Raw genomic sequence first — 22765 nt, forward strand, 5'->3', positions numbered from 1 at the left:
TCAGCTTGAACATGGTCGACTTACCCGCACCGTTCGGGCCGATAACGCCAACGATACCGTTCGGCGGCAGCTTGAAGGTCAGGTTGTCGAACAGAACCTTGTCGCCGTACGATTTCTTCAGGCCTTCAACTTCCAGAACCACGTTGCCGAGGCGCGGGCCAGGCGGGATCTGGATGTGGGCGAAGGATTGAGCGCCGCGTTGCGACTCCTGTTCCTCGACCATGCGTTCATAGGCGGCCAGACGGGCTTTCGACTTGGCCTGACGGGCCTTGGCACCCGAGCGGACCCACTCCAGTTCGCGGGTAAGGGCGCGCTGGCGAGCTTCCGATTCCGACTGCTCTTGAACGACGCGCTTCTGCTTGGCTTCCAGCCACGAGGAGTAGTTACCCTCGTGCGGGTGGCCTTTGCCGCGGTCCAGTTCGAGCGTCCACTTGGTCACTTGGTCAAGGAAGTAACGGTCGTGGGTGACGAGGATGACGCAGCCCGGGAAGTTCTCCAGGTGGTGCTGCAGCCAAGCGACGGATTCGGCGTCCAAGTGGTTGGTCGGTTCGTCCATCAGCAGCATGTCGGGCTTCGACAGCAGCAGGCGAGCCAGAGCCACGCGGCGCTTTTCACCGCCCGACAGGTTGGTCACGGCCCAGTCGTCAGGCGGGCAGCGCAGAGCGCCCATGGCCTGATCGATACGGCTGTCGATGTCCCAGACGTCGGCGGCGTCGATCTTCTCCTGGAGAGTGGTCATCTCTTCCATGAGCTCGTCGGTGTAGTTTTCGCCGAGTTCGTTGGCGACTTCGTTGAAGCGGTTGACCCACTGCTTCTCTTCGCACCAGGCTTCGACGTTCTCGCGAACGTTCAGGCTGTCGTCCAGCTTCGGCTCTTGTTCCAGATAGCCACGCTTGATGCCGTCGGCAGCGCGCGCTTCGCCTTGGAACTCGTTGTCGATGCCAGCCATGATCTTCAGCAGGGTGGACTTACCCGAGCCGTTCACGCCGACCACACCGATCTTCGCGTCGTTGTAGAAGCTCAGCCAGATGTTTTCGAAGATTTTTTTGCCGCCAGGGAAGGTCTTGGTCAGACCTTGCATCTGGAAAATATATTGTTGCGCCATGCGGTGCGTCGCGCCCTTGATTCAGAGGAACTGGGAAGTTGGGGCTGATGTAGCGATTGGGGACGCAAAGGGCAAATCCGACGCGACGAATGTCGGGTTCACTTCGCTGGCAAAAGGGCCCCCAGCCCCCTCATGAAGCCAACCGGCGCTACGGTTTGGTGGTCTTCGCCTTCGACAACGAGGTTGCTGACAGTGAGACCGGGATAGTTGCGGCCTTTGAGAACGGCATTCATCCGGGCGTTGTCGCCAACCATGTCGTAGCTGTTGCCGGTCGTGGCCGGGGTTTCCTTCTCGCCGATATACATAAAGACCTTGGCTTTCAGGTCATCATGTTTGGCGGCATAGGCAGCCTTGGCGCGGAACATATGGTGGTTGTCGTACCAGAGGGACGGGCTACCCCGACATAGCCACTAAACGTTTCTGGATCGCTGAACAGGACCTGAGCGGCCAATAGACCGCCGTAGGAGTGGCCAAGCAAAACGCGCTGGCGCGCATCCGCGCGGTACTTGTTCTCGATAAACGGCAGGACGCTGCCCTTAAGCCATGCCTGATAGGCGGGGCCACCACCGCTAATGCGGTTTGGCGTGGGCGTGGGAGTGTAGTCGAGTCTTCGGCTCGCGTTGCCCTCTTCGCCTAAGGCGTAGGCGAGGCCGACGAGGATGTGCTCGGCGATTACAGGGCTGTCGACATTCATACGCCTCGCAAACTGGCGGATCAGCGGAAAGGCGTAATGGGCGTCGGTAACATAGAGGACTGGATAGGTGCGGTTCGGCGACGCGTCATAGCTGGGCGGTAGGGCGACGTAGACCTGATAGGTCCGCCCATCCAGTTTGTCCGGTACGTTCCAGACCTCTGTGCCGGCAAGCTGGTACGGCTCGCCCATGCCGGTCTGGGATTGATCCGTCTGAACGGATGCACTCGGAGCGGCTGACCGGGCATCCGCCGACTGGTCGCAGCCTGCAGCCAGTGTCAGGGCGACAACGTTCGCCAGCACAGTCCATGTTTCATCAAAGCTCGCCCTCAGGAAACAATGATTTCCGGTAACAAGCTTTACTGTGAATACGGCGGGATTTTGTTGTTACGCGACCGGCTGTGGAGTCTTGTGCTGCTTCATCACGCCAAAGAGACCAGTACCGAACAGCACCAGACCAAGGCCCAGCAGGAATATCGAGACTGCATTGCCGCCGATTTCCTGCTGATTGGCTGCGGAGATCGCCCTGGCGGCATCGTTGGCATTGGTCGCCGTCATAGCAACGGCGAACGTCTTGTCAGAGCACTGCTTGGCCATATCGCTGTCGCCGCCTCGATTTTGCACTTCGGCTCGGCAGGCTTGGGTCAGGTCTGCATCGGGCGACGGAGCCGTACCCGAGAACTGCATGAACCCGCCGACCAGCAGGAGCACAAAGCCAATGACGGCGGCGACAAGAGGTTTGGATTTCATAACGAACAGCCCGGACTTTGAATGTGTGTCCGGTAGCAAACCCGTCAGGCATCAATCCGATGCGCAAGGTTACCTTTTCTTGCGTAACGCGAGGAGAAGCCTGCCCTCATTTGAGGGCAGGCGGTCGTTGCATCACGCGTTGGCACCGCCGTCGACCGTGATCCCCGTGCCGGTGACATATCCGGCGGACGGGCCAGCCAGATAGGCGACGGCGGCCGCGATTTCCTCGGGCTGGCCATAGCGCTGGACTGCCAGCGTTGGCAGGACGGCAGCGGCCACGGGACCGTCTTCGGGGTTCATTTCCGTATTGGTCGGGCCGGGGCGCACAAGATTGACGGTGATTTTGCGACCGCCCAGTTCGCGGGCCAGCCCTTGGGTGAAGGACTCAAGAGCGGACTTGGTCGCGGAATAGACGCTGATGCCGGCAAAGGGGACCTTCTGGCCCACATTGCTGCCGATGGTGATGATACGGCCGCCGTCGGTGATGTGCTTCAGCGCCGCCTGCGTTGTGAACAGAACGCCGCGCACATTGACGTTCAACTGTGCGTCGATGTCCTCGGCGCTCATCTCGGCGAATGCGCCCATACGGGCGATGCCCGCATTGTTCACCAGAATATCCAATCCGCCCAGTTCGGCGGCAGTTTGCTCCACGGCGTCGCGCACAGCCTGTGGATTGGCGGCATCGGCGCGGATGGCAACAGCCTTGCGGCCCAAGGCTTGAAGCTCCGCGGCCAATGCCTCGGCCTTTTCCCTGGAGTTTTCATAGGTGATCGCGACGTCTGCGCCTTCGCTGGCGAGACGGAGGGCGATGGCGGCACCGATACCGCGGGCAGCGCCTGTTACCAGTGCGCGCTTACCGGAGAGGGGGAGGGAAGATTGTGTCATGGTAGTTCAGATTCATTCTGTAGTGATCGGTACAGAATGAATGGTGGCGATACCTTGGTCGCGCAAGGGTTTATTTAATGATCAATACAAATTAATATAGGCATATGACCCAGCCCGCCCCTCAAACCCGCACCGCCCGAGGCCGCCCGCGCAGCTTTGACCGCGATCAGGCGCTCGAAAAAGCCATGCGTGTTTTCTGGGAAAAAGGGTTTGCGGCCACGTCGATGACGGACCTCACGTCGGCCATGGGCATTGCTCCGCCCAGTCTCTATGCGGCGTTTGGTTCTAAGGAGGACCTCTATGCCGAGGCTCTGGATTTATATGACCAGCGCGCGCGCACCCTCACCGAAGACATCTATAGCCAAGGGCCGTCACTGCGAGATCAGATCGAGGCGTCCTTGCGTCTGTCGGCTCGTATCGACGGCAAGGATGTTCCGACCGGTTGTATGGTGATGATGGCTTGCGAGCAGTCGTCCGAACTGTCCGAAGACCTGCAGGACCGCTTGTCGGACAAGCGGTGCCGCGGCACGGACATGCTGAAAGACAGGCTGGAGCGCGCGGTGGAGACTGGTGAACTGCGGGCCGATGCGGACGTGGAGGGGCTGAGCCAGTTCTATAGCGTGCTACAGCGCGGACTGGCGCTCAGCGGGCGCGTCGGCATCGAGCCGGATGACATGGAAACCGCTATCGCCAAGGCGATGCAGGCATGGGACCGCCTGACGGCAGCCTGATCAGCTGTAGTTGAAGCTGATTGAGATGCGTTGCTCGGTGGCGCGGTTGGCGGGCACTTCGTGGCGCAGCCAGCTTTCCCACATCAGGATCGTGCCTGACTGAGGGCGCATATAGACGAATGGTTTCTCGGCTTCGGTTGCGGAGTCCGTCACGCCTGGACGGTTCATCATCATGACCAGACGCGGGTCTTCCATCTTCAGCGACGACGCGCCGTCCGGAATATGGATGTAGATGGTGCCCGAGATGATCGAGTGCGGGTGAATGTGGCCGGTGTGGCCGCCGCCCGGCATCAGGATATTGACCCAGAGGTTATCCAGCTTCGGCTTACGCGCGAGATCGAAGTTCAGCGCCTTGGCATAGGCCGTCGCGTGCTTGTCCAGGATGCGCTTCAGCTCGGCAAATTCGGGGAAACGCTGGGGCAGGTCGTTGATCGAGCCATAGGAGGTGTAGCCCGGATAGTGGTTGTCCTCGCACCATTTGATGCCCGCCTCGTCCTCTTCGCCCATCACAAGGCACAGATCGAGCAGCTCTTCATGCAACTCGGCCCAGCCCTTGTCGGGGGCGACGGAGGTTTCGTAAATCTGGGTCGGGAAGAGGGTGCGGATAGCCATAGCCGCCTCATACGCCGATGGCCGCCTGCACGCAAAGCCGTGCTTGCGTCTAGAAGGTCAGGTCTGCCTCGCCGCGCAGGATGGCCTCGGCCTCGGGCGTATGCTTGGGGCCGGTTCGCGGATGCAGCACCAGAGGTGGCAGCAGCCGCAACGGAGCCTTGCCCGTCTTGGTGGCTTGAACCAGCACGCGCTTGGCGGGCTCGTCCGCAAAGGAATGGACGGGGCGGATGGCGAATGATCCGGCCTTAGGAGCCAGTAGCGACAGGATGTCGGCTAGACGGTCGGCGCGGTGAACGATCACGATCTTGCCGCCCTCGCGCACAGACTTCACCAGAAACTCGGTCCAGGCCTTTAGCCCGTCATCGGCTATCCATGCGCCGCGCCGTTCCTCTGCAGGAGGGCGGATAGCGTTCGGGTCGTCGAAATACGGCGGATTGCTGACGGCCCAGTCAAAGGTCGGCAAGTCCAGCGCCTTGAAGCGTTTGGCCACGTCGCCGTTGATGATCGTCGCGCGCTCGGCCACGCCATTGGCCTGCACATTATGCATGGCCAGTTGATAGGCGAATGGATCGCGCTCCAGTCCGGTGACAGAAACCTCGGGGTGGCGTTTGGCGATCTGCATCAACACAGCGCCCGCGCCGCAGCCTGCCTCGATGATGCGCTCGCCCGCTTTTGGCGCGACTGTGGCCGCAAGTAAGGCGGCGTCCATGCCGGCGCGATAGCCTCTGGCGGGTTGGCGCAAAGACACACGGCCACCCAGAAGATGGGTTTCCGTCGTTTCGGCGGTGGTTTGGATGTCGTCTTCGGCTTGACCCTGCATAGTGCGGCCACCATTGTGCGCCGCATCGCGTCGGGGCAAGTCGGCGCGGCATGATTTTGTGATGAAAGAGACTGTTGTGGACGCTGCTACCGCCACTACCCCCCGTTCGAAAGGGGATGTGAACGCCCTTGTCGCTCTGGCGAAGGAGGACATGGCGGCCGTCGATGCCCTGATCATCGACCGCATGCAGTCGGACGTGCCGGTGATTCCCCTGCTGGCCGAGCACCTGATCTCGGCAGGGGGCAAGCGCCTGCGTCCTCTGCTGACCGTGGCATCGGCCCGCGCCTGTGGCGGCGAGGGCGATATCTCGGCGGCGCTCAAACTGGCCGCATCGGTAGAGTTCATTCACACCGCGACCCTGCTTCACGACGACATCGTGGACGGCTCGGAAATGCGCCGTGGCAAGGTCGCCGCGCACCTGATCTGGGGCTCGGCCTCGTCGGTGCTGGTGGGCGACTTCCTGTTCGCCCGTGCATTCGAGCTGATGGTCGAAACCGACTCCATCAAGGCGTTGGGTGTTCTGGCGACCGCGTCTTCGGTGATTGCTGAGGGCGAGGTCCTGCAACTGACCCGCTCGCACGACGTGAACCTCGACGAAGACACCTATCTCCAGATCATCCGCGCCAAGACGGCAGAGTTGTTCGCTGCGGCTGCCGAAACGGGAGCGCTGGGCGTAGGCGTATCGGCAGAGCGCGTGGCCGCCATGCGTGAGTATGGCATGTCGCTGGGTATCGCTTTCCAACTGGCGGACGACGCACTGGATTACGGCGCGACTTCGGAAGCTCTGGGTAAGAATGCCGGTGACGACTTCAACGAGGGCAAGGTGACGTTGCCGCTGCTGCTGGCTATCGAACGCACCAAGGACACGCACGCAGAGTTCTGGACCCGTACCGTCGATAAGGGCGAGCGTACCGAGGGTGACTTCGACATCGCGCTCAACCTGATGCGGGAATGTGGTGCCATCACCGGAACGCTGGACCGCGCTTATGAATATGCGGACCAAGCCAAGGCGGCGCTGTCGATTTTGCCGGAGACGCCGTGGCGCAAGGCTCTTGAAGATGTGGCCGATTATGCGGTCAGCCGCGGGGCCTGATTTGCCTGCTCAACAGACCAAAGCCTCGCCGTCCGGCGGGGCTTTTTCTTTGCGGGGTGCATGAAAAAGGCGCTGATGGGATGCCCATCAGCGCCTCTTCGATTTCAAAGTCTTGCGCGGCTTACTTCAGCGAAGCGCAGAACTTCTGGATACGGGTGCAGGCCTCGGTCAGGGCCGCTTCCGAGGTCGCGTAGGAGATACGGAAGTAAGGGGCCAGACCAAAGGCAGAACCCTGAACAACCGCGACGCCTTCAGCGTTCAGGAGTTCGGTGGTGAAGACTTCGTCGTTCTCGATCACAACTCCCGACGGAGCGGTCTTTCCGATCACGCCCGCGCACGACGGGTAAACATAGAAGGCACCTTCCGGCGTAGCGCAGGTGATACCCTCCGCTTCGTTCAGCATCTTCACGACGAGGTCGCGACGCTTTTTGAAGGCTTCGGCGCGCGGGGCGAGGAAGTCTTGCGTACCGTTGAGCGCCTCAACTGCGGCCCACTGCGAGATGGTGGACGCGTTCGAGGTGGTTTGGCTGGCGACCTTGCGCATCAGGTCGATCAGCGGCTTGGGGCCACCGGCGTAACCGATGCGCCAGCCGGTCATCGAATAGGCTTTCGACACACCGTTCATGGTCAGGGTGCGGTCGAACAGGTCCGGCGCGACCTGAGCGATAGTGGTGTACTCAAAGCCGTCATAGACAAGGTGTTCGTACATGTCGTCGGTCAGCACCCAGACGTGCGGGTGCTTGCGCAGGACGACAGCCAGAGCTTCCAGCTCGGCGCGAGTATAGGCGGCACCGGTCGGGTTCGACGGCGAGTTCAGGATCAGCCACTTGGTCTTGGGCGTGATCGCCGCTTCCAGAACGTCGGGGCGCAATTTGAAGCCGTCAGCTTCTTCGCCAATCACGGTGACCGGCTCACCGCCAGCCAGCAGGACCATGTCCGGATACGACACCCAGTAAGGGGCCGGAACGATGACTTCGTCACCCGGGTTCAGGGTCGCCAGCATGGCGTTATAGATGACCGGTTTGCCGCCCGGAGCGACGTGGATCTGGTTGGTCTCGTACTTCAGGCCGTTCTCGCGCGCGAACTTGGCCACGATGGCAGCCTTCAGTTCCGGCATGCCGTCGGCATCGGTGTACTTGGTTTCACCGCGCTGGATCGCGTCGATTGCGGCCTGTTTGATGTTGTCCGGCGTGTCGAAGTCCGGCTCACCTGCGCCCAGACCGATCACATCGCGACCCTCGCGTTTGAGTTCGCGTGCGCGGGCAGTAACGGCGATGGTAGCCGAAGGCTTTACGCGGGCGAGGGCGGACGACTGAAGGCTGGACATAGTGATCCCGTCTGAACAAATGGACGAATGCGCCGGGGAGGCGAGGGTAGTTACCCATTGCTGCCCGCTTGCACAATCTTTGTGCGTCGAACACGGCATTTTTCCCTCGTTAGAGAGCGATTTATGCGACAGACGACCAATTCTGTGATCCAGATTATCGCGGGGACTACACCGAAGCGTCGCCTGTGGAGGTCGTATGTTTGTTTCTATTTTAGCTGCGCTCGCGGTCGGAGCTCAGCTTCCTCCAGCGACTGATGAAGAGCGGCTTGCGGTATTGGGACTGCCCTCGATCGCCGCCGAGGCTCAAACCGGGGCCGAGATATATCGTGTGCGGCTCATAAACGGGTACGGTCAGCCTCTGCCATCCGTTGCATTCACAAAGCGAAATGGTCAGTCGCCCACATTAGAAGTTCACGGGCGAAGTGGGGCGAGGCTCCACACGGGGGTGAACGATGAAGTCTGGTCGCGGGTTCCCGTAGGCTCCGCCAACGCGGACCGTGAACGCGCTCCCTTAGGATCTCGGCCGCTCCCGGAAGAAATGTGCCTTCACCCTTGGTTCGTGAACGTCGAGATGGCCAATAATGTAGTGCCGGGGCGGGGCCGAAAAGATGTTCGGTCCGCATCGAGCGCGACAGGTTCAGAAAACTATACGACGCGTTACGGGTTCGAACTGGTAGCGCTAGCCATTGAATCCGACGCGCCTTGCCAGTCAATCATAGTCGCAGGCGATGCGGTGGATGCCTTGATCTGGTGTGTCCGCTTCCAAGGGGCGCGGATGGTCGCAGCGTCGCTGTTCAACCAAATCCACAGAACGACAGAACGGGCGGCCGTCGAGCTTCGCACCTCCTCGGCTTGGAAGGCGTTCATGGGGCCGAAAAGCCAGCCTGTCGTGGATTGGTTGGGCGTGTTTGTACGTGCGGAGCCTCTCGACGACAGGGTTTCCACGTTTGTGTGGGACAAAATGCTGTCTTCGCAGTTGTCGCTCTATCCCGAGGTTTACAGTGCTGCCTCCAGTGATGAGGCGATGGTCACGGGTGCAATAATGTTAGGCGGCAAGAAACTCGCCTATACCCAGACTTGGATTTTGGATTCGGCCTTGAACAAGTGGAACCTCAAAAGCTGGACCGTATCCGAAGCTGCGGACGAGAACTGAGACCTTTGCCAAATAACTCCGGCGCACGATTCATAGAGCCCTTGGCACGGCGTTGGCCCGCTATCGCGGCGGGCCTGCTGGTCTTGCTCGGCATGACCCTGCTGTTCGCTGTGGGCAAGCACCATTTCGTGGATAGTCAGGACGAGGTTGCCCGCTGGCTGTCGGGATATCGGGCAGGGCCGTGGGGCGTGGTCGTGGCTTCGGCGCTTTTTACGGCTGCGGCAATCGTTGGTGCCCCCCAGTTCCTGCTGATCGGAATATGCGTGCTGGTTTTCGGACCGTGGCACGGCTTTGCCTATAGCTGGGTTGCGACCGTCGTCTCGGGGGCGATCACCTATTGGCTCGGGCGCGGGCCGGCGGCACGTTGGCTGGATCGCGTCGGTGGGGAGGGCTATGCACGCGTTCGCGCCTTCATCGGAAAAAACGCCTTCGTGGCCAGTTTCGTGATCCGCAACGTCCCGTCGGCACCCTTCGTTGTGGTCAATGCCGCCTTCGGAGCGGTGCGCGCGAACTTTTGGGGTTATTTGGCGGGATGTGCTCTTGGGAGCCTGCCCAAGACAGCAGCGATTGCCTTCTTTGGCGGATCGTTTTTGACCGCCGTAAAGGGCGATGGCGTTTGGTCATCGGCCATTCTGGCGGCAATCGCATTTGTCTGGCTGTTGATCATGGTGCTGACGAAGCAGTGGATTCGCAGCCGCCTGAGACGCGCTGGCTCAGACCTTCAGCCGTGAAAGTGAATTGTGTCGGAAAGGAGTGGGAAATCACCATCTTCCGGCCCGATTTATACCTTCGCTTGCACAAGGCGTTGATCGTATCGCTTAGGCGCTTGCAATCGTCGCATCATAAGGGCAAACCGAAACTTCAGTCGGCTTGGCAAGGGCGATCAGAAGGGCCAACACACCATTTTGGTGTGCGGGCGGGGGCATTGCCGTTGCAGACCAAATCTTTCAGTGCCCTAACAGGCTCAAAACATACATAGCGGTAACCGACGCATGTTCTCACCCCTCTTCGGCATGATCTCCAATGACATCGCGATGGATTTGGGTACGGCTAACACCCTCATCTACATGCGTGGCAAAGGGATCGTTCTGAACGAACCTTCCGTGGTTGCACTTCGCAACGTCGGCGGTCGCAAGATTGTTCACGCTGTTGGCCTCGAGGCCAAGCAGATGCTGGGCCGTACTCCGGGCCACATGGAAGCCATTCGCCCGATGCGCGATGGCGTTATCGCCGACTTCGAAGTCGCCGAGGAAATGATCAAGCACTTCATCCGTAAGGTTCACAACCGCAAGGGTTTCGTGAATCCGAAGATGATCGTCTGCGTGCCGTCGGGCGCAACCGCCGTTGAGCGCCGCGCTATTAACGACTCGTGCCTGAACGCTTCGGCCCGCCGCGTCGGCCTGATCGACGAGCCGATGGCTGCTGCTATCGGTGCCGGCCTGCCGATCCACGAGCCGACCGGCTCGATGGTTGTCGATATCGGCGGTGGTACGACCGAAGTGGCCGTTCTGTCGCTGTCGGGTATCGTCTACTCGCGCTCGGTTCGCGTGGGTGGTGATATGATGGACGACGCGCTGATCGCCTACATGCGCCGCAACCACAACCTGCTGATCGGTGAAACGACCGCAGAGCGCATCAAGAAAGACATCGGTACCGCCCGTACCCCGGCCGACGGCGAAGGCCTGTCGATCGAGGTCAAGGGTCGCGACCTGATGCAGGGCGTGCCGCGCGAAGTGAAAATGAGCGAGCGTCAAGCCGCAGAGGCTCTGGCCGAGCCGGTCTCGCAAATCGTCGAGGCCGTGAAGGTCGCTCTGGAAGCCACTCCGCCGGAACTGGCTGCCGACATCGCCGACAAGGGCATCATGCTGACCGGCGGCGGCGCTCTGCTGCGCGGTCTGGATGCTGAGATCCGCGACCACACCGGCCTGCCGGTTCAGGTTGCTGATGATCCGCTGTCTTGCGTCGCCATCGGCTGCGGCAAGGTGCTGGAGCATCCGTCGTGGATGAAGGGCATCCTGGACTCGACCCTCTAAGGTTCGACAATCCACTGGTGTGAAGGCCGATTTCGTGAGAATCGGCCTTTACTCATTTCCGAACTCCCGACGTTCGCGTCGATTCTGTAAACTTAGCAGGAAGGCTGGCCGTGGCGTTTCGCGACGGACCATTCGAGAATATCAAGTTGCCGCTGGCGTGGGCCGCCGCGGCAGTTGTTGTCGTGGGTATTATCACGGCAATCTTCATGCTGGCAGGTGGTCAGCGTCAGGCCCCGACCCGCATGTCCTATATGCGCGCTGGCGTGGAGACTGCGGCTGCGCCGGTGGGCGAAGCGCTGTCGGCCCCTGTGCGCTGGACGGGCAATGCCTTTGACTACATCGGCGGCTACTTCTTCGCGGTGTCGGAGAACCGTCGTCTGCGCGCCGAGATCGCCGAACTGAACGATTGGCGCGACGAGGCCATCGCCCTCAAAAACATCAACGCCCGCTATGAAAAGATGCTGGGCGTCCATACCGACCCGCCGATTCCCATGGTCACTGGTCGTGCTGTCACGGACACGCGCGGTCCCTTCGCTCGTGCGCGCCTGGTCAATCTGGGGCAGGGCGACGGCGTGCGTCCGGGCAATCCCGTATTGTCTGAGCATGGTCTGGTTGGTCGCATCAGTGGCGTCAGCGGCCCTGTCAGCCGCATGGTCCTGCTGACCGACGTCTCCTCGCGTATTCCGGTAATGGTGGAGCGTACTGACGCACGCGCCGTGCTGGCGGGTGATGCCAGCCGCAACCCGCGCCTAGACTATGTGCGCGGCGTCAACATGGTTCAGGAAGGCGACCGCGTCATCACCTCGGGTGATGGTGGCGGCGTCCCGCGTGGTCTGCCGGTCGGAATTGTCGCCAAGGGCGTAGACGGCTCGTGGCGGGTGAAACTGTTCAGCGAGCGTGTGGCGATCGACTATGTGCGGGTCCTGCTGTTCCAGGACTTCAACCAGCTGGTTGATCCGTCGGCGCTGAACGCCGCGCCTTTGGCTGCACTGGATTCGGCACCGGCCCCCACGCCGCAGCAAGCCGCCGCCATTGCCGACGCCACCACCCGCCGTGCAGTAGCCAACGCCGCTGCCGCAGAGCGTGCGCGTCTGGCGGAGGCTAATGCCGTGGCACGCGAGCAAGCCGAAGCCGCCGCCCGTCGCCAGCAAGAACAAGCTGCCGCCGCTGCACCGGCGGCCACGCCTGCACCAGCCGGGAATACTCCGGGATGAGGCGGCCCATATCGGTTCGGGTGGTCGGTCCTCTGGAGTGGGTCGTCTATCCGGCCCTTGCGGCCATGGCGCTGACGATCTTGCTGGCCACTCCACTGCGTCTTTTCGGACTGGCGTTGCCAGAGCCGGTGTTCCCGTTGGTGCTGGCCTTCGCATGGCCGATGATCCGGCCCAATGCCTTGGGGCCGATTGTCCTGTTCGGACTGGGACTGTTTCTGGACCTGTTCTGGGGCGGGCCGATGGGGCTTTGGGCGCTTGGTCTGTTGGTCGTCTATGGCACGATGTTGATCATGCGCATCTTCATGTCGGGCCATGCGACGATCATTAATTTCGGATTGTACGCCGGATCGGTGTTGCTGGCCTTCTTCACTGCCTATCTAGTGACGGTGCTTCAGACCGATAACGCTCCGGCTATCATTCCTCTCGTGGGCCAGATGCTGCCGACGTTGCTGCTGTTTCCGGTGGCTGACTGGTTGATGCAGAAGTTCGACGACAATGATGTGAGGTTCATGTGAGTAGTGAACCGCAACTGTTTTTCACGGATGTGAACGAGCGTCAGGGTTCGTTCCTGCGCCGCACTGTGGTGCTGGGGGGAGCGACTCTGGGCGGCTTGGGGCTGCTGGTCGGGCGACTGGCCCAACTCCAGATCGTTCAGGCTGACGAATACGCTACTCTGGCCACGAACAACCAGTTCAACTTCCGCCTCGTGCCGCCGCCGCGCGGCCTGATCAAAGATCGCAACGGGGTGGTGGTTGCCGGCAACCGGCCCAGCTTCCGCGTACTGGTCGTTCGCGACGAAACCAAGGACCTGGACCAGACGCTGGATATTTTGGGGCGGCTGTTGCCCGATACGCTGGAGCGTCGCCGCAATATCATCCGCGAAGTCAACGCCGCGCCGCGCTTCTCGCCGGTTCCGGTTAAGAGCGATCTGTCGTGGGAAGAGTTCGCCAAGGTCAATCTGCACGCGGCCGATCTGCCCGGCATCATGGCCGATATGAACGAGGCTCGTTACTACCCCCACGGCGGTGCCTATGCCCATGTGGTGGGGTATGTAGCGAAGGTCTCGGACAACGACGTCAAGGCGCTGCGCGAACGCGGCGAGGAAGTTCCGTCGATCCTCTACAACCCCGGCTACCGGATCGGTCGTCAGGGCATCGAAAAGGCGCTCGACGAACAACTACGTGGCGAGGCGGGCGGAAACCGGGTTGAGGTTGACGTTCGTGGCCGTGTGGTTGCTGAGGACATGGCTGGCTCCAAGCCGCCGGTCCAGGGGGCCGAGGTCGTCCTGACGCTCGATAACGATATCCAGCAGCGTGCCCTCGAAGTGTTCGGTGAGGAAGCGGGCAGCATCGTCGTCATGGATGTGCGCAACGGCGACATCCTTGCAATGGTGTCATCGCCATCCTTCGACCCGAACCTCTTCGTTTCGGGTGTTCCGTCGCGCATTTATCGCGCGCTTGCCGATTACGAGCGCCGTCCGCTGACCGATAAGGCGTTGTCGGGTACGTTCGCGCCCGGCTCGACCTTCAAGCCCGTGGTCGGTCTGGCCGCGATGAAGCGCGGTGTGGACCCGAACCGACGCATTGTTTGCAACGGCAGCTTCTATCTGGGGCGCCGCTTTGCCTGCCTGGGCCGACATGGCGCATTGGATCTGCGCGGCGCGCTGAAGGCGTCTTGCAACGTCTATTTCATGACGCTGGCTACCGAGATGGGCCCTGACGCGATTGCCGAGGCCGCCCGCGATATGGGCTTTGGCCAAACCTTTGATATCGGCATTTCGGGACAGAAGGCGGGCCTCGTGCCTGACCGCGAGTGGCGCCGGAAGAATCCGGTGCGCGGTGACGCCAAATGGTATCCGGGCGAAACTCCCAGCTACGGTATCGGGCAGGGCGCACTGACGGTCAATGCGCTGCAGCTTGCGGTCTATACCGCGCGTATCGCCAATGGCCGCAAGGCAGTCGTGCCGCGTCTGATCAAGTCCATCGGCGGGGTCGAGCAACAGACCAGCGCGTTTGCGGACCTGCCGTATGATCCCAACATGTTCCAGGTCCTGCGCGACGGCATGGAAGCCGTGACCGCAGCGGGTGGTACGGGGTTCCGGAACAGCCAACTGGGCCTTGGCACTGTGAAAATGGCAGGCAAGACCGGCACGGCGCAGGCTCGTAACTATGGGGCCGGTTCGCGTAAGGGCGCAGGTCGACCGTGGGCCCAGAAGGACCACAACCTGTTCGTCGCCTATGCGCCCACCGACAACCCTCGCTATGCCGTTTCGGTCATTGTCCAGCACGGCGGTCTGGGCGGCGGCACCGCCGGTGCGCCGCGAGCGCGCGAGGTCATGAAGATTGCCCTCCTGAAGGATCCCGAAATCCGCGCCCGTATCGAGCAGTCGGGCTTCGAGGTGCAGGAAGATGCCGGTGCACTCGAGGCCGAGGCGCGGGGCGAGCCTGACAACATCGTGGCGACCAATCCTGCCACCCCGCCGCCGCTTGTGGAGTAGGGAAGATGACGGCATCCGCCCTGACGCGTCCTGGTGAGCGCGAGCGTCTTTCGACCAAACTGACCCAGATCGACTGGCGTATTGTCGGCCTGCTGACCTTCCTCGCGGGGGTTGGCACGCTGATGCTGTACTCGCTTGGCAAGCTGTCGTGGGAGCCGTGGGCCGCCAAGCATCTCATCCGCTATGCAGTCCTGCTGCTGGCTATGCTGGGGCTGGCGCTGGTCCATCCCAAGTGGTGGTTCCGCTCGGCCTATCCGCTGTATGGCGTCTTGCTTGTGATGGTCGCCTTGGTGGATTTTACTCCGCTCGGCTACACGGCAGGCGGTGCGAAGAACTGGCTAAATCTGGGTGTCATCCGCATCCAGCCCGCCGAGTTTATGAAGCTGGGCTTGGTGTTGGCCCTGGCGCGCTGGTATCACAACCACTCGGCCCAAGAGGCCCGTTGGTCTTGGAAGCTGCTTATTCCCGCAGGCATGATCGGGGTGCCGTTTGTACTCGTCGCGGCCCAGCCTGACCTAGGGTCGGCTATGATCATCGGCCTGACGGGTGCTGCGGTAATGGTGCTGGCGGGCTTGAGCTGGCGCGCTATCGGGGCGGCAGCGGCCGCTGCGGTCGCGATCATTCCGCCCTTCGTGATGTTCGTGATGCACGACTATCAACGCAACCGAGTGCTGAACTTCCTTAATCCGGAGATGGACCCCTCGGGCACAGGTTACAACATCATCCAGTCCAAGATCGCGCTGGGCTCAGGCGGCCTGATGGGCAAGGGCTTTGGCCTCGGGAGCCAGAGCCAGTTGGAGTTCCTGCCAGAGCGCCATACCGACTTCATTTTCTCGACGGTATCGGAAGAGTTCGGCTTCCTCGGTTCATTCACCGTGCTAGCGGCCTATGCGGCGCTGATCCTGATCGCGCTGCGGATTGCGGCCCTGTCGCACAGCCACTTTGGACGCATCGCCAGCTCGGGGATGACGGCCTTCGTGGCGCTGTTCGTCCTGATCAACGGGGCCATGGTCATGGGTCTGGCACCTGTGGTCGGCGTGCCCATGCCGATGCTGTCCTATGGCGGCTCGGGTATGATGACGGTGATGATCGGGTTCGGTTTGGTTATGTCGGTGCGCGTCCACCGCTATGCCGAACTGCCTAAAGGGCATGGCCTGTTCTAACAACGGTCGCTAGGGTAGGGGCATGACCGAGCCACTACCCAAGGCCGATCCGGCCATGTTTTCCGATTGCGGCGACACCCCGTGCCCGCAGCCTGTGACCGCAGACCCTGCCAACGCCAACGCCGTTCAGGACATGTCCGTCCGCATGCGCGACAATCCGGCAGAGTGGGCGTTTGTGCGCCTGTCCAAACTCATTCAGGAGTTTGAGGCCAATCTCAACAAAGACGAGGAAATCGGGGCCACCGTCGTCGGTTTGCCCGGAGATGGCACGATGCAGATCGTCGATGTCGGGTTTTGGGGGCCGGACCTGATCATGTTCTTTGGCCGGAACGTGGACGGAAAGCCTGTCCGGCTGATCCAGCATTACACCCAGCTCAATGTGGTGCTGAGTGCGGTCCGCAAGCCGGAAGATCAGGCTGAACCCAATCGCATCGGCTTCCGTCTGGACGAGTTGGTGAAAAGCACCAACCCGTCCTTGGGACGTCCGTAAAGATTACTGCTTCGCGGCCCAGTCGGTGCCGCGGATCAGGCTGTCGACGATGCCCGGCTCGCTGGAGGCGTGGCCTGCGTCGCCGATGATCTCAAGCTTGGCCTCGGGGAACGCACGGTTCAGGGCCCATGCGCCCGATGCGGGTGTCACTACGTCCCAACGACCTTGAGCGATCCACGTCGGGATATGGCGGATTTTTTCGACGTTTTCGATGATCCAGTTTTCGCTGTCGAAGAAGCCGCCGTTGGTGAAGTACCAGTTCTCGATGCGCGCAAAGGCGACGGCGAACTCCGGATCACCGAACTTGTCCGGTGCACCTGCCGCGCCGGCGACCGTGACGGTGTTGCCTTCCCATGTGGCCCACGCCACGGCGCAGCGATTGCGCTCTTCGATGTTGTCACCCGTCAGGCGCTTGTAATAGGCGGCCATCAGATTATCGCGCTCGTCCTCGGGGATCGGCGCGAGGAAGTCCTCCCACAGGTCGGGGTGAATCATCGATGCCCCGTCTTGATAGAACCAGTGCAGCTCTTTCTTCGTCATCAGGAAGATGCCGCGCAGCACCAAAGCGCGCGTGCGCTCGGGGTGTTTGATCGCATAGGTCAGCGACAGGGTTGAGCCCCATGAGCCGCCAAACACGACCCATTTGTCGATACCCAGCAGCTCACGGATGGCCTCGATATCGTTCACCAGATCCCACGTCGTATTGTTCTCGAGGCTGGCGTTCGGGCGCGACAGGCCGCAACCACGCTGGTCGAACATGACGATGCGATAGACTGCCGGATCGAAAAAGCGGCGCATACCCGGATTGACCGCACCGCCCGGACCGCCGTGCAGCACGATGACAGGAATGCCCTGCGGATTGCCGCTCTCTTCCCAATAGATTTCGTGGACGCTGTCCGTCTTCAGCCAGCCGTGATTGTTCGCTTCGATCTCGGGATACAGGTCGCGGCGGGGGGCGGTGATTGGAGGAAAGGCCATGAGGGTTCTTTCTACAGGTTACGCGATGAGCTCACCGTGCGGCGCACAGCGTGCCCGGCCAGCAACAGCCAGCCCAGAATCATCAAACTGCCGCCGATCGGGGCGACGGCTCCCATGAAGCGAAGTCCGGCCAGAGCCAGCAAAGTAAGAGCCGAACAGAACACCAAGCCGCCCGACGCCGCAAGCCAGCCTGCTATCCGTCCGGCACGACCGGAATCGGGCCAAAAGCCAATGGCGGCGGCCAATACAGCGTGGACCATTTGGTACTGTCCGCCGGTCTGCAGCAGCTCAGCTTGGGAACTGGCGACCCCGTGGGCACCAAATGCGCCGATGGCGACGGACATAGCCCCGTTCAGGGCGGCGAAAACGATGAGGTTTTTGTTCGCTCTCATGACCAAGGTTTAGACTACATCCGGCCTAAAGTCTCTGCTACCGGCCCGCGCATGAATTCGGCAGCTCGCGTCTCCCTGCAATATGCACTCCTGTTCGGCACCACTGGTGTGGTCATGCCGTTCGCAGCCTTGTGGCTGGCTTCCACCGGTATGACAGGGGCGCAAATCGGCCTTCTGTTGGCTCTGCCGATGGTGGGGCGACTGGCGACGGGGCCGCTGTTAGCGGTCTGGGCCGACGGGTTCAAACACCGCAAGACCGCCATTGCCCTCCTAGGACTGGCCATGGCTGCGGGCTATGGCGGAGCCGCGCTGGTCGACAGCACACTTCTGCGCGGTGCGTTCTGGTTCATCGGGGCGACGGCCTGTGCGGCCATCATTCCGCTCGTGGACGTTCTGACGTTGCGGGTCGCCAAACGCGACGGCTATCCCTTCAGCCTGCCTCGGGGATTTGGCTCTCTGGCTTTCGTTATGGCCAACGTCGGAATGGGGGCGCTGCTGACGCAGTGGTCAGAGCAGGCGGTGATCGTATGGATTGTGGCCGCCAGCACGCTGTGCACGATGGTGTCGCTGCTCGTTCTGCCTGCTTTGCCGGTGACCGAGGATGGGCTTACCCAGTCGGGTAGGGAGCGTTTCCGCGGACTGGGTCGCTTGCTGAAGAACCGCATCTTCATGGCCGCTGTGCTGGGCGTTGGCGCTATTCAGGCCGCCCACGGCTTCTATTACAGCTTCTCCGCCATCCTCTGGAAACAGCAGGGCATTCCCGAGAGCACTACCGGTCTGCTTTGGGCCTTTGCCGTCGCGGGCGAGATTGTCTTTATGTGGCTGATCGACCCGTGGCGTCGCAAGATCGGGATCGGACCGTTCACGTTGGTTATCATCGGCGGCATGGCCGCTGTCGCACGCTGGCTGTTTATGGCCGGAGAGCCGGCGGTTGGGTGGCTTCTGCCGCTACAGGCACTGCATGCCTTCACCTTCGCCGCTGTTTATCTGGGCAGCGTGGAGATCGTCGACACGCTTAGCCCGCGTCAGGATCACACCTCGTCGCAGACGCTGGCGTCCATGCTTTCCTCGGGCCTGATGACGGGTCTGGCGACAGCCGCATCCGGTCCGATCTTTGATCGTTGGGGCGGTGCTGGCTATCTGCCTATGGCGGGCTTGGCCGTCGTGGGGGTCTTCGCGGTTATGGCAGTACGCGCCGAGGTCAGGCGCGGCCTGCCCCAAATCGCGGAGCCTGCGTAAAGTTCTGCGTCATTACAATGACGGCGCTCTTCACCGCCTGCGCGATGGAGGCTTCCGTCATGGAAGCGGGGAAGCGCAGAAGCGCCACCGGAGGGGTTTCCAGAGATTCCCCGATCCGGTTCAGCAAGCCGTAAAGCAGCTCGCTGCCCTCGTCGGGCTCATGCTCGGAAGAGGCGACGATCGAGACGTGGGCCTTGGCGACGGCATCGAGGATATCAGCCGCCGGACCGGTCGAGCGGACTACGCCGGGGCCGTCAGCGGAAATCCGTATGCCGTTCTGGTGCGGGATTTCGGCCCGCAGCTGCAGGCGGGCGGCGCCTTCGTGGCGGGTATGTCCGATCAACAGCACGGCCCGGGCGTCACGGCTCAATAACCGCTCGGCCAAGCTTTCCGCCAAGCTGGCGATGTTGCTGTCACCTTCGACGAGTTCGGTCTGGACGCCTTCGGGTTGCCACGGCACGCCGGACAGGTCCTCGACCAGATCCCATGCAGGGTTGGTAGAGGACCAGTTGCAGATCAGGATAGTTGGACGACGGTCATCGTGCGCGGACTGCGTTGAAAGAGCCATCAGCTAAGCTACTCCTGCCCATTGCCCGGGAAAGCTGCATATAGAGGCCAAAGCGGTCAACCCCCTGTATAGGTTGCGCCGATCAGCGATTATCGTTCAGCGCCGCATCATAGATGAGGAAGGCGCGGCCATCGTCCGTTGCCAGCCGTGCGTTGACCGTGTGCTGGTCATCGCCGTACTCGGCCAGCGCAGCAGCATAACGCTCTACATAGCCGAGGATGTCGCGGTGCAGCTCCTGATCGGCGGTGACGCGGCGGTTGACGCTGCGGACGGCGGCGGGGGCCACGCGGCGCACGATCTGGCGGGCGCGCGTGACATCCTGACGGGCCAGAGCGTAGGCGGCGTCTTCGATGCGGGCGCGTGGCAGAAGGGCATTCGGGTCCACGCCCATACGACGGATGGCAGACACGGCGCGCTCGGTCAGAACGCTCATCGCCACGGGGGCCGGTGGGACCGGCTCTGCATAGGATGATGCCCAAGGGGCCGACTGAGCGGGAGCACGCGTCTCGTGGAGCGGCGGGGCGGCGCGCAGCGGAATGCGGGGGGACAGGTCGTCTGCCGGCGCGTGCGGTTCGTTGGGCGTAGAGCCCATCAGGCGCACCGCCTCGTTGACCATCTCATAGTTCTTACGAACGCGATCCTGGAAGCCCATGTCCAGCGCTTCAGCCTCGGCGGCGGCGCGGCGGGAGGCATCGGTCAGGCTGGCAAGGCTTTGTTCTGCGGTCTGGCGGACTGCGGCCATGCGCTGGGCCGCTTCTTCGGGCAGACGTGCTGTACGGTCATCCAGATCACGAACCGAGGTCTCGATACGGCCCAATGCCTCGTTCATGCGCTGGGTCAGTGTTTCCAGACGCGACATGGCTTCCATGCCAGTGTGGTCCACCAGTTTGAGGGTCTCATCGACAATGCGGCGCGCACCGGCGATGCGCGACTCTGCCGCGTCATCGGCCTGACGGGCCGCGTCGAACAGGCTCTCGCCCAGTCGGTCGGCACGGATCTGGGCTTGTTGCAGCGCTTGTTCGGCCAGTTGGCGCTGTTCAAGAGAAGCGCGGTTCAGGGTTTCGACGGCAGCGCGGGTTTCCGCCAGCAGACGGTCGCGGCTTTCGGCGGCCAGCGCCTCGAACTTGTCGAGCGACAGCTTGGTCGCGGCGTCGAAGCCTTCGGCCTCTCGTTGGGACATGTTCACCAGCGTTCGGAACTGCTCGAGAACGGCCTCGACCTGATTTTTGATGCCCTCGGCAATCTGGTCGCCGGTTTGGTTTAGATCGTTGGCCGCCGTGCGCGTCTCGCTGAGGTGGTCGATAAACTGGGCGCGCTGGCTTTCGATCTGGGCTGCAAAGTCTTCCTGATCGGTGCGCAGCGAATAGGCGGCGGTGACAAGGGCGGCGCGTTGCTGGCTCAGACCATCTTCAACGGCCTTGATCTGTTCGCTGACGCCGGTGCCGGCGGTTTCCAGACGCAGGGTCTGGCGGCCAAGGTCTTCGGCGGCGACACGGGCGGCGTCCTGCGCCTCGTTGGCGGCGGCTGCAAGGTCGGCTGCACGGGCTGCGAGGGCAGCCTCGGCTTCGCGCAGTTGGGCCTGCGCCATGTCCGAAGCTTCAACAACCATTTGAGCCTGACGCTGAACGGCGTCCGCAACCGACAGTGCCTTGCTGTCCAGAGTTTCGCCCAGCGTTGCCAGCTGCTGGCGCTCGTCGCCCATGGTGCGGGTGATATTCTGGGTCGCGGCCTGGGCGGTGCGCGCGGCATCGGACAGGCGGGTCGCTTCGGTCAGAAGGATTTCGCGCAGCTGCGTCAGTTCCTGACGCGCGCGCTCTGCCATACCGGCGGCTTCGTCGATGTCGGTTCGGAGCGAGGCGACAATGCCGGACGTTTGCTGTGCACCGTAGAGCGTGGGGGCTACCAGGGCATCAGCCAGTTCACGCGCGCGGTTGCTCTCGTAAGCCAGCGCAGAGCCTAGGCGCAGCGCATGGGCCAACAGGAAGGCAAGTCCCACAGGCGCAACCGCGATGAGGGCGTAAACCGCAATGCGGATGGGCTCCAGATCCACCATGCCGGAGCCAAACTCATAGGCGAACCACGAGCCGATGCCGCCCACCCACAAGGCCGAACCAATGATGGCGAAGGCATAGGCCGCGCTACTGCGGGCAGGGGTATTTCTCTTTGTCTTGGCAACCTTGGTGGCCTTGGTCGATGCGACCGCGGGCTGTGTCTCGTTCGGTGCAGTTAGCCGACCGTCCGCACTTTCGGCCAAGGGCGAGAGGAACTGGTTCTGGCGTTCTGCGTCACGGCTGCGCTGCTCGGCCTGACGTTGCTGCTCGGCCAGACGGCGGCGCTGACGTTCGGACATGGGGCGCGCATAGGGATCGGGCTTGGGCTCGACGGCCTCGGCCTTCTTTTCCGGCTGGGGCGGGATGGCGTCAATCGGCGTATCGAACGGGTCGTTCAGAGGCGCGTTGTCGATATCCGCTGCGCCAGTCGCTGCAGAGGTTTCTGACGAGGTTTCTGGCCGATGGGGTGTCGTCATGGGCGTCAATCTCGGTCGGCTATGCGTCGGTGGGCAGGATCGAAGCTAGGACCCTAGACGCTAGCAGGAGCCGCGCAAAGCCGCATATGGCTGAAATTTGCGAAGAAATAGGCGGAAAACTGAGGGAAACCGGCCGTTCGTTCGCCCGGATAGCCGAAGAATCAGGGCTTCAGACGTCAGCAGGTCTTGCTGGCGTTTGCTTTCCCGGCTTCATCCGGCGAAGAATGACATTCCGGCAAGCGCTTGATTTCCAAGGGCTGCGACACGCGATCGATATTCAAGCCGAACTGGGCAAGGGCCGCAGCGGCTAGGAAGGCAACAATGCCTGCCAGAAAATCGATCAACATCTTCATGCGGCATTCATGCCAGAAGTTGTGAGTTGCGGCAATCTCTGGGCGGCATAAGGTCCGCATTGCGCGCGTTTTTTACGATCTTGCGGAACCTTGTCACGCGGCTGTCGCTGATCAGGTGTTGGTGGGCAAGTGGCTGTTACGACC

Annotated in this window: 24 protein-coding genes; 11 read left to right on the forward strand and 13 right to left on the reverse strand. The window is 61.9% G+C overall.

Annotated features, from left to right (window positions below):
- From OB03_RS08230 to OB03_RS08250, 5 genes are all read right to left on the reverse strand, one after another.
- Positions 1 to 1105, reverse strand: a 1105-nt coding sequence (locus tag OB03_RS08230) for an ATP-binding cassette domain-containing protein (protein WP_461343801.1), incomplete at its 3' end; no start/stop codon positions are given.
- Positions 1106 to 1203: 98 nt separating this feature from the next.
- Positions 1204 to 1470, reverse strand: a complete 267-nt coding sequence (locus tag OB03_RS08235; RefSeq protein WP_461343802.1) for a hypothetical protein — start codon at positions 1468 to 1470, stop codon at positions 1204 to 1206.
- The gene (locus tag OB03_RS08240) at positions 1425 to 2099 is read right to left on the reverse strand and encodes an alpha/beta hydrolase (RefSeq protein ID WP_461343803.1); all 675 of its coding nucleotides are present in this window, start codon (positions 2097 to 2099) and stop codon (positions 1425 to 1427) included. Before OB03_RS08240 ends, OB03_RS08235 begins: the two co-directional genes overlap by 46 nt.
- Before the next feature lie 84 nt (positions 2100 to 2183).
- Positions 2184 to 2546 (reverse strand): hypothetical protein, encoded by a 363-nt coding sequence (locus OB03_RS08245; RefSeq protein WP_242913209.1) that lies wholly within the window; start codon positions 2544 to 2546, stop codon positions 2184 to 2186.
- A 132-nt stretch (positions 2547 to 2678) separates the two neighbouring features.
- Positions 2679 to 3431: an SDR family oxidoreductase gene (locus OB03_RS08250; RefSeq protein ID WP_461343804.1), complete on the reverse strand. Its 753-nt coding sequence runs from the start codon at positions 3429 to 3431 to the stop codon at positions 2679 to 2681.
- Positions 3432 to 3535: 104 nt separating this feature from the next.
- Between OB03_RS08250 and OB03_RS08255 the strand changes: the two genes are divergently transcribed.
- Entirely contained in the window at positions 3536 to 4162 is a 627-nt protein-coding gene (locus OB03_RS08255) for a TetR/AcrR family transcriptional regulator (protein ID WP_461343805.1), read from the forward strand.
- On the opposite strand, the gene OB03_RS08260 is transcribed toward OB03_RS08255, so the two are convergent.
- Both OB03_RS08260 and OB03_RS08265 read right to left on the reverse strand, forming a co-directional pair.
- The gene (locus tag OB03_RS08260; RefSeq protein WP_461343806.1) at positions 4163 to 4774 is read right to left on the reverse strand and encodes a TIGR02466 family protein; all 612 of its coding nucleotides are present in this window, start codon (positions 4772 to 4774) and stop codon (positions 4163 to 4165) included. It abuts the gene before it with no gap.
- Between the two features lie 49 nt (positions 4775 to 4823).
- Positions 4824 to 5594, reverse strand: a complete 771-nt coding sequence (locus OB03_RS08265) for a tRNA1(Val) (adenine(37)-N6)-methyltransferase (RefSeq protein ID WP_242913213.1) — start codon at positions 5592 to 5594, stop codon at positions 4824 to 4826.
- Between the two features lie 61 nt (positions 5595 to 5655).
- On the opposite strand from OB03_RS08265, the gene OB03_RS08270 reads away from it, so the two are divergent.
- Positions 5656 to 6687, forward strand: a complete 1032-nt coding sequence (locus OB03_RS08270; protein WP_242913214.1) for a polyprenyl synthetase family protein — start codon at positions 5656 to 5658, stop codon at positions 6685 to 6687.
- A gap of 121 nt (positions 6688 to 6808) precedes the next feature.
- Here the strand turns inward: OB03_RS08270 and OB03_RS08275 are convergent, their stop codons facing one another.
- The gene (locus OB03_RS08275; RefSeq protein WP_461343807.1) at positions 6809 to 8014 is read right to left on the reverse strand and encodes a pyridoxal phosphate-dependent aminotransferase; all 1206 of its coding nucleotides are present in this window, start codon (positions 8012 to 8014) and stop codon (positions 6809 to 6811) included.
- A 538-nt stretch (positions 8015 to 8552) separates the two neighbouring features.
- On the opposite strand from OB03_RS08275, the gene OB03_RS08280 reads away from it, so the two are divergent.
- The 8 genes from OB03_RS08280 (at position 8553) to OB03_RS08315 (ending at position 16564) form a co-directional block, all read left to right on the forward strand.
- On the forward strand, positions 8553 to 9167 hold the full coding sequence (locus OB03_RS08280; RefSeq protein ID WP_461343808.1) for a hypothetical protein: 615 nt from the start codon (positions 8553 to 8555) through the stop codon (positions 9165 to 9167).
- Between the two features lie 41 nt (positions 9168 to 9208).
- Positions 9209 to 9898 (forward strand): TVP38/TMEM64 family protein, encoded by a 690-nt coding sequence (locus OB03_RS08285; RefSeq protein ID WP_461343809.1) that lies wholly within the window; start codon positions 9209 to 9211, stop codon positions 9896 to 9898.
- Positions 9899 to 10159: 261 nt separating this feature from the next.
- The gene (locus tag OB03_RS08290) at positions 10160 to 11200 is read left to right on the forward strand and encodes a rod shape-determining protein (RefSeq protein WP_242913218.1); all 1041 of its coding nucleotides are present in this window, start codon (positions 10160 to 10162) and stop codon (positions 11198 to 11200) included.
- A gap of 110 nt (positions 11201 to 11310) precedes the next feature.
- Entirely contained in the window at positions 11311 to 12414 is a 1104-nt protein-coding gene (gene mreC / locus OB03_RS08295; RefSeq protein WP_242913219.1) for a rod shape-determining protein MreC, read from the forward strand.
- A complete protein-coding gene (locus OB03_RS08300) occupies positions 12411 to 12929 on the forward strand; it encodes a hypothetical protein (protein WP_242913220.1) in 519 nt (172 codons plus the stop codon). The genes mreC and OB03_RS08300 overlap by 4 nt, the downstream gene beginning before the upstream one ends.
- Positions 12926 to 14911, forward strand: a complete 1986-nt coding sequence (gene mrdA, locus OB03_RS08305; RefSeq protein ID WP_242913221.1) for a penicillin-binding protein 2 — start codon at positions 12926 to 12928, stop codon at positions 14909 to 14911. Before OB03_RS08300 ends, mrdA begins: the two co-directional genes overlap by 4 nt.
- A 5-nt stretch (positions 14912 to 14916) precedes the next feature.
- Positions 14917 to 16074, forward strand: coding sequence for a rod shape-determining protein RodA (gene rodA / locus OB03_RS08310; RefSeq protein WP_461343810.1), 1158 nt, complete (start codon positions 14917 to 14919; stop codon positions 16072 to 16074).
- 22 nt (positions 16075 to 16096) lie between these two features.
- Complete coding sequence (locus tag OB03_RS08315; protein ID WP_242913223.1) at positions 16097 to 16564, forward strand: DUF6173 family protein; 468 nt, start codon at positions 16097 to 16099, stop codon at positions 16562 to 16564.
- Positions 16565 to 16567: 3 nt separating this feature from the next.
- On the opposite strand, the gene pip is transcribed toward OB03_RS08315, so the two are convergent.
- Positions 16568 to 17542, reverse strand: coding sequence for a prolyl aminopeptidase (gene pip / locus OB03_RS08320; RefSeq protein WP_461343811.1), 975 nt, complete (start codon positions 17540 to 17542; stop codon positions 16568 to 16570).
- 11 nt (positions 17543 to 17553) lie between these two features.
- Positions 17554 to 17934 carry a DUF423 domain-containing protein gene (locus tag OB03_RS08325; protein ID WP_242913225.1) on the reverse strand — a complete coding sequence of 127 codons (381 nt, stop codon included), beginning with the start codon at positions 17932 to 17934 and terminating at the stop codon, positions 17554 to 17556.
- A gap of 51 nt (positions 17935 to 17985) precedes the next feature.
- On the opposite strand from OB03_RS08325, the gene OB03_RS08330 reads away from it, so the two are divergent.
- On the forward strand, positions 17986 to 19173 hold the full coding sequence (locus OB03_RS08330; RefSeq protein WP_461343812.1) for an MFS transporter: 1188 nt from the start codon (positions 17986 to 17988) through the stop codon (positions 19171 to 19173).
- Here the strand turns inward: OB03_RS08330 and OB03_RS08335 are convergent.
- From OB03_RS08335 to OB03_RS08345, 3 genes are all read right to left on the reverse strand, one after another.
- Positions 19136 to 19741 (reverse strand): hypothetical protein, encoded by a 606-nt coding sequence (locus OB03_RS08335; RefSeq protein ID WP_242913227.1) that lies wholly within the window; start codon positions 19739 to 19741, stop codon positions 19136 to 19138. The genes OB03_RS08330 and OB03_RS08335 overlap by 38 nt on opposite strands.
- An 82-nt stretch (positions 19742 to 19823) precedes the next feature.
- Entirely contained in the window at positions 19824 to 22268 is a 2445-nt protein-coding gene (locus OB03_RS08340; RefSeq protein WP_461343813.1) for a tipN, read from the reverse strand.
- 176 nt (positions 22269 to 22444) lie between these two features.
- A complete protein-coding gene (locus tag OB03_RS08345; protein ID WP_242913229.1) occupies positions 22445 to 22621 on the reverse strand; it encodes a hypothetical protein in 177 nt (58 codons plus the stop codon).
- Positions 22622 to 22765 lie beyond the last annotated feature (144 nt).

The organism is Brevundimonas sp. GN22, assembly GCF_054824005.1.

Bases quoted from the DNA above. Each gene is read 5' to 3' on its own strand.
- OB03_RS08235 (WP_461343802.1), bottom strand. From the start codon at position 1,470: ATGTTCCGCGCCAAGGCTGCCTATGCCGCCAAACATGATGACCTGAAA.
- OB03_RS08245 (WP_242913209.1), bottom strand. From the start codon at position 2,546: ATGAAATCCAAACCTCTTGTCGCCGCCGTCATTGGCTTTGTGCTCCTG.
- OB03_RS08250 (WP_461343804.1), bottom strand. From the start codon at position 3,431: ATGACACAATCTTCCCTCCCCCTCTCCGGTAAGCGCGCACTGGTAACA.
- OB03_RS08255 (WP_461343805.1), top strand. From the start codon at position 3,536: ATGACCCAGCCCGCCCCTCAAACCCGCACCGCCCGAGGCCGCCCGCGC.
- OB03_RS08260 (WP_461343806.1), bottom strand. From the start codon at position 4,774: ATGGCTATCCGCACCCTCTTCCCGACCCAGATTTACGAAACCTCCGTC.
- OB03_RS08265 (WP_242913213.1), bottom strand. From the start codon at position 5,594: ATGCAGGGTCAAGCCGAAGACGACATCCAAACCACCGCCGAAACGACG.
- OB03_RS08270 (WP_242913214.1), top strand. From the start codon at position 5,656: ATGAAAGAGACTGTTGTGGACGCTGCTACCGCCACTACCCCCCGTTCG.
- OB03_RS08275 (WP_461343807.1), bottom strand. From the start codon at position 8,014: ATGTCCAGCCTTCAGTCGTCCGCCCTCGCCCGCGTAAAGCCTTCGGCT.
- OB03_RS08280 (WP_461343808.1), top strand. From the start codon at position 8,553: ATGTGCCTTCACCCTTGGTTCGTGAACGTCGAGATGGCCAATAATGTA.
- OB03_RS08290 (WP_242913218.1), top strand. From the start codon at position 10,160: ATGTTCTCACCCCTCTTCGGCATGATCTCCAATGACATCGCGATGGAT.
- OB03_RS08300 (WP_242913220.1), top strand. From the start codon at position 12,411: ATGAGGCGGCCCATATCGGTTCGGGTGGTCGGTCCTCTGGAGTGGGTC.
- rodA (WP_461343810.1), top strand. From the start codon at position 14,917: ATGACGGCATCCGCCCTGACGCGTCCTGGTGAGCGCGAGCGTCTTTCG.
- OB03_RS08315 (WP_242913223.1), top strand. From the start codon at position 16,097: ATGACCGAGCCACTACCCAAGGCCGATCCGGCCATGTTTTCCGATTGC.
- pip (WP_461343811.1), bottom strand. From the start codon at position 17,542: ATGGCCTTTCCTCCAATCACCGCCCCCCGCCGCGACCTGTATCCCGAG.
- OB03_RS08325 (WP_242913225.1), bottom strand. From the start codon at position 17,934: ATGAGAGCGAACAAAAACCTCATCGTTTTCGCCGCCCTGAACGGGGCT.
- OB03_RS08330 (WP_461343812.1), top strand. From the start codon at position 17,986: ATGAATTCGGCAGCTCGCGTCTCCCTGCAATATGCACTCCTGTTCGGC.
- OB03_RS08335 (WP_242913227.1), bottom strand. From the start codon at position 19,741: ATGGCTCTTTCAACGCAGTCCGCGCACGATGACCGTCGTCCAACTATC.
- OB03_RS08340 (WP_461343813.1), bottom strand. From the start codon at position 22,268: ATGACGACACCCCATCGGCCAGAAACCTCGTCAGAAACCTCTGCAGCG.
- OB03_RS08345 (WP_242913229.1), bottom strand. From the start codon at position 22,621: ATGAAGATGTTGATCGATTTTCTGGCAGGCATTGTTGCCTTCCTAGCC.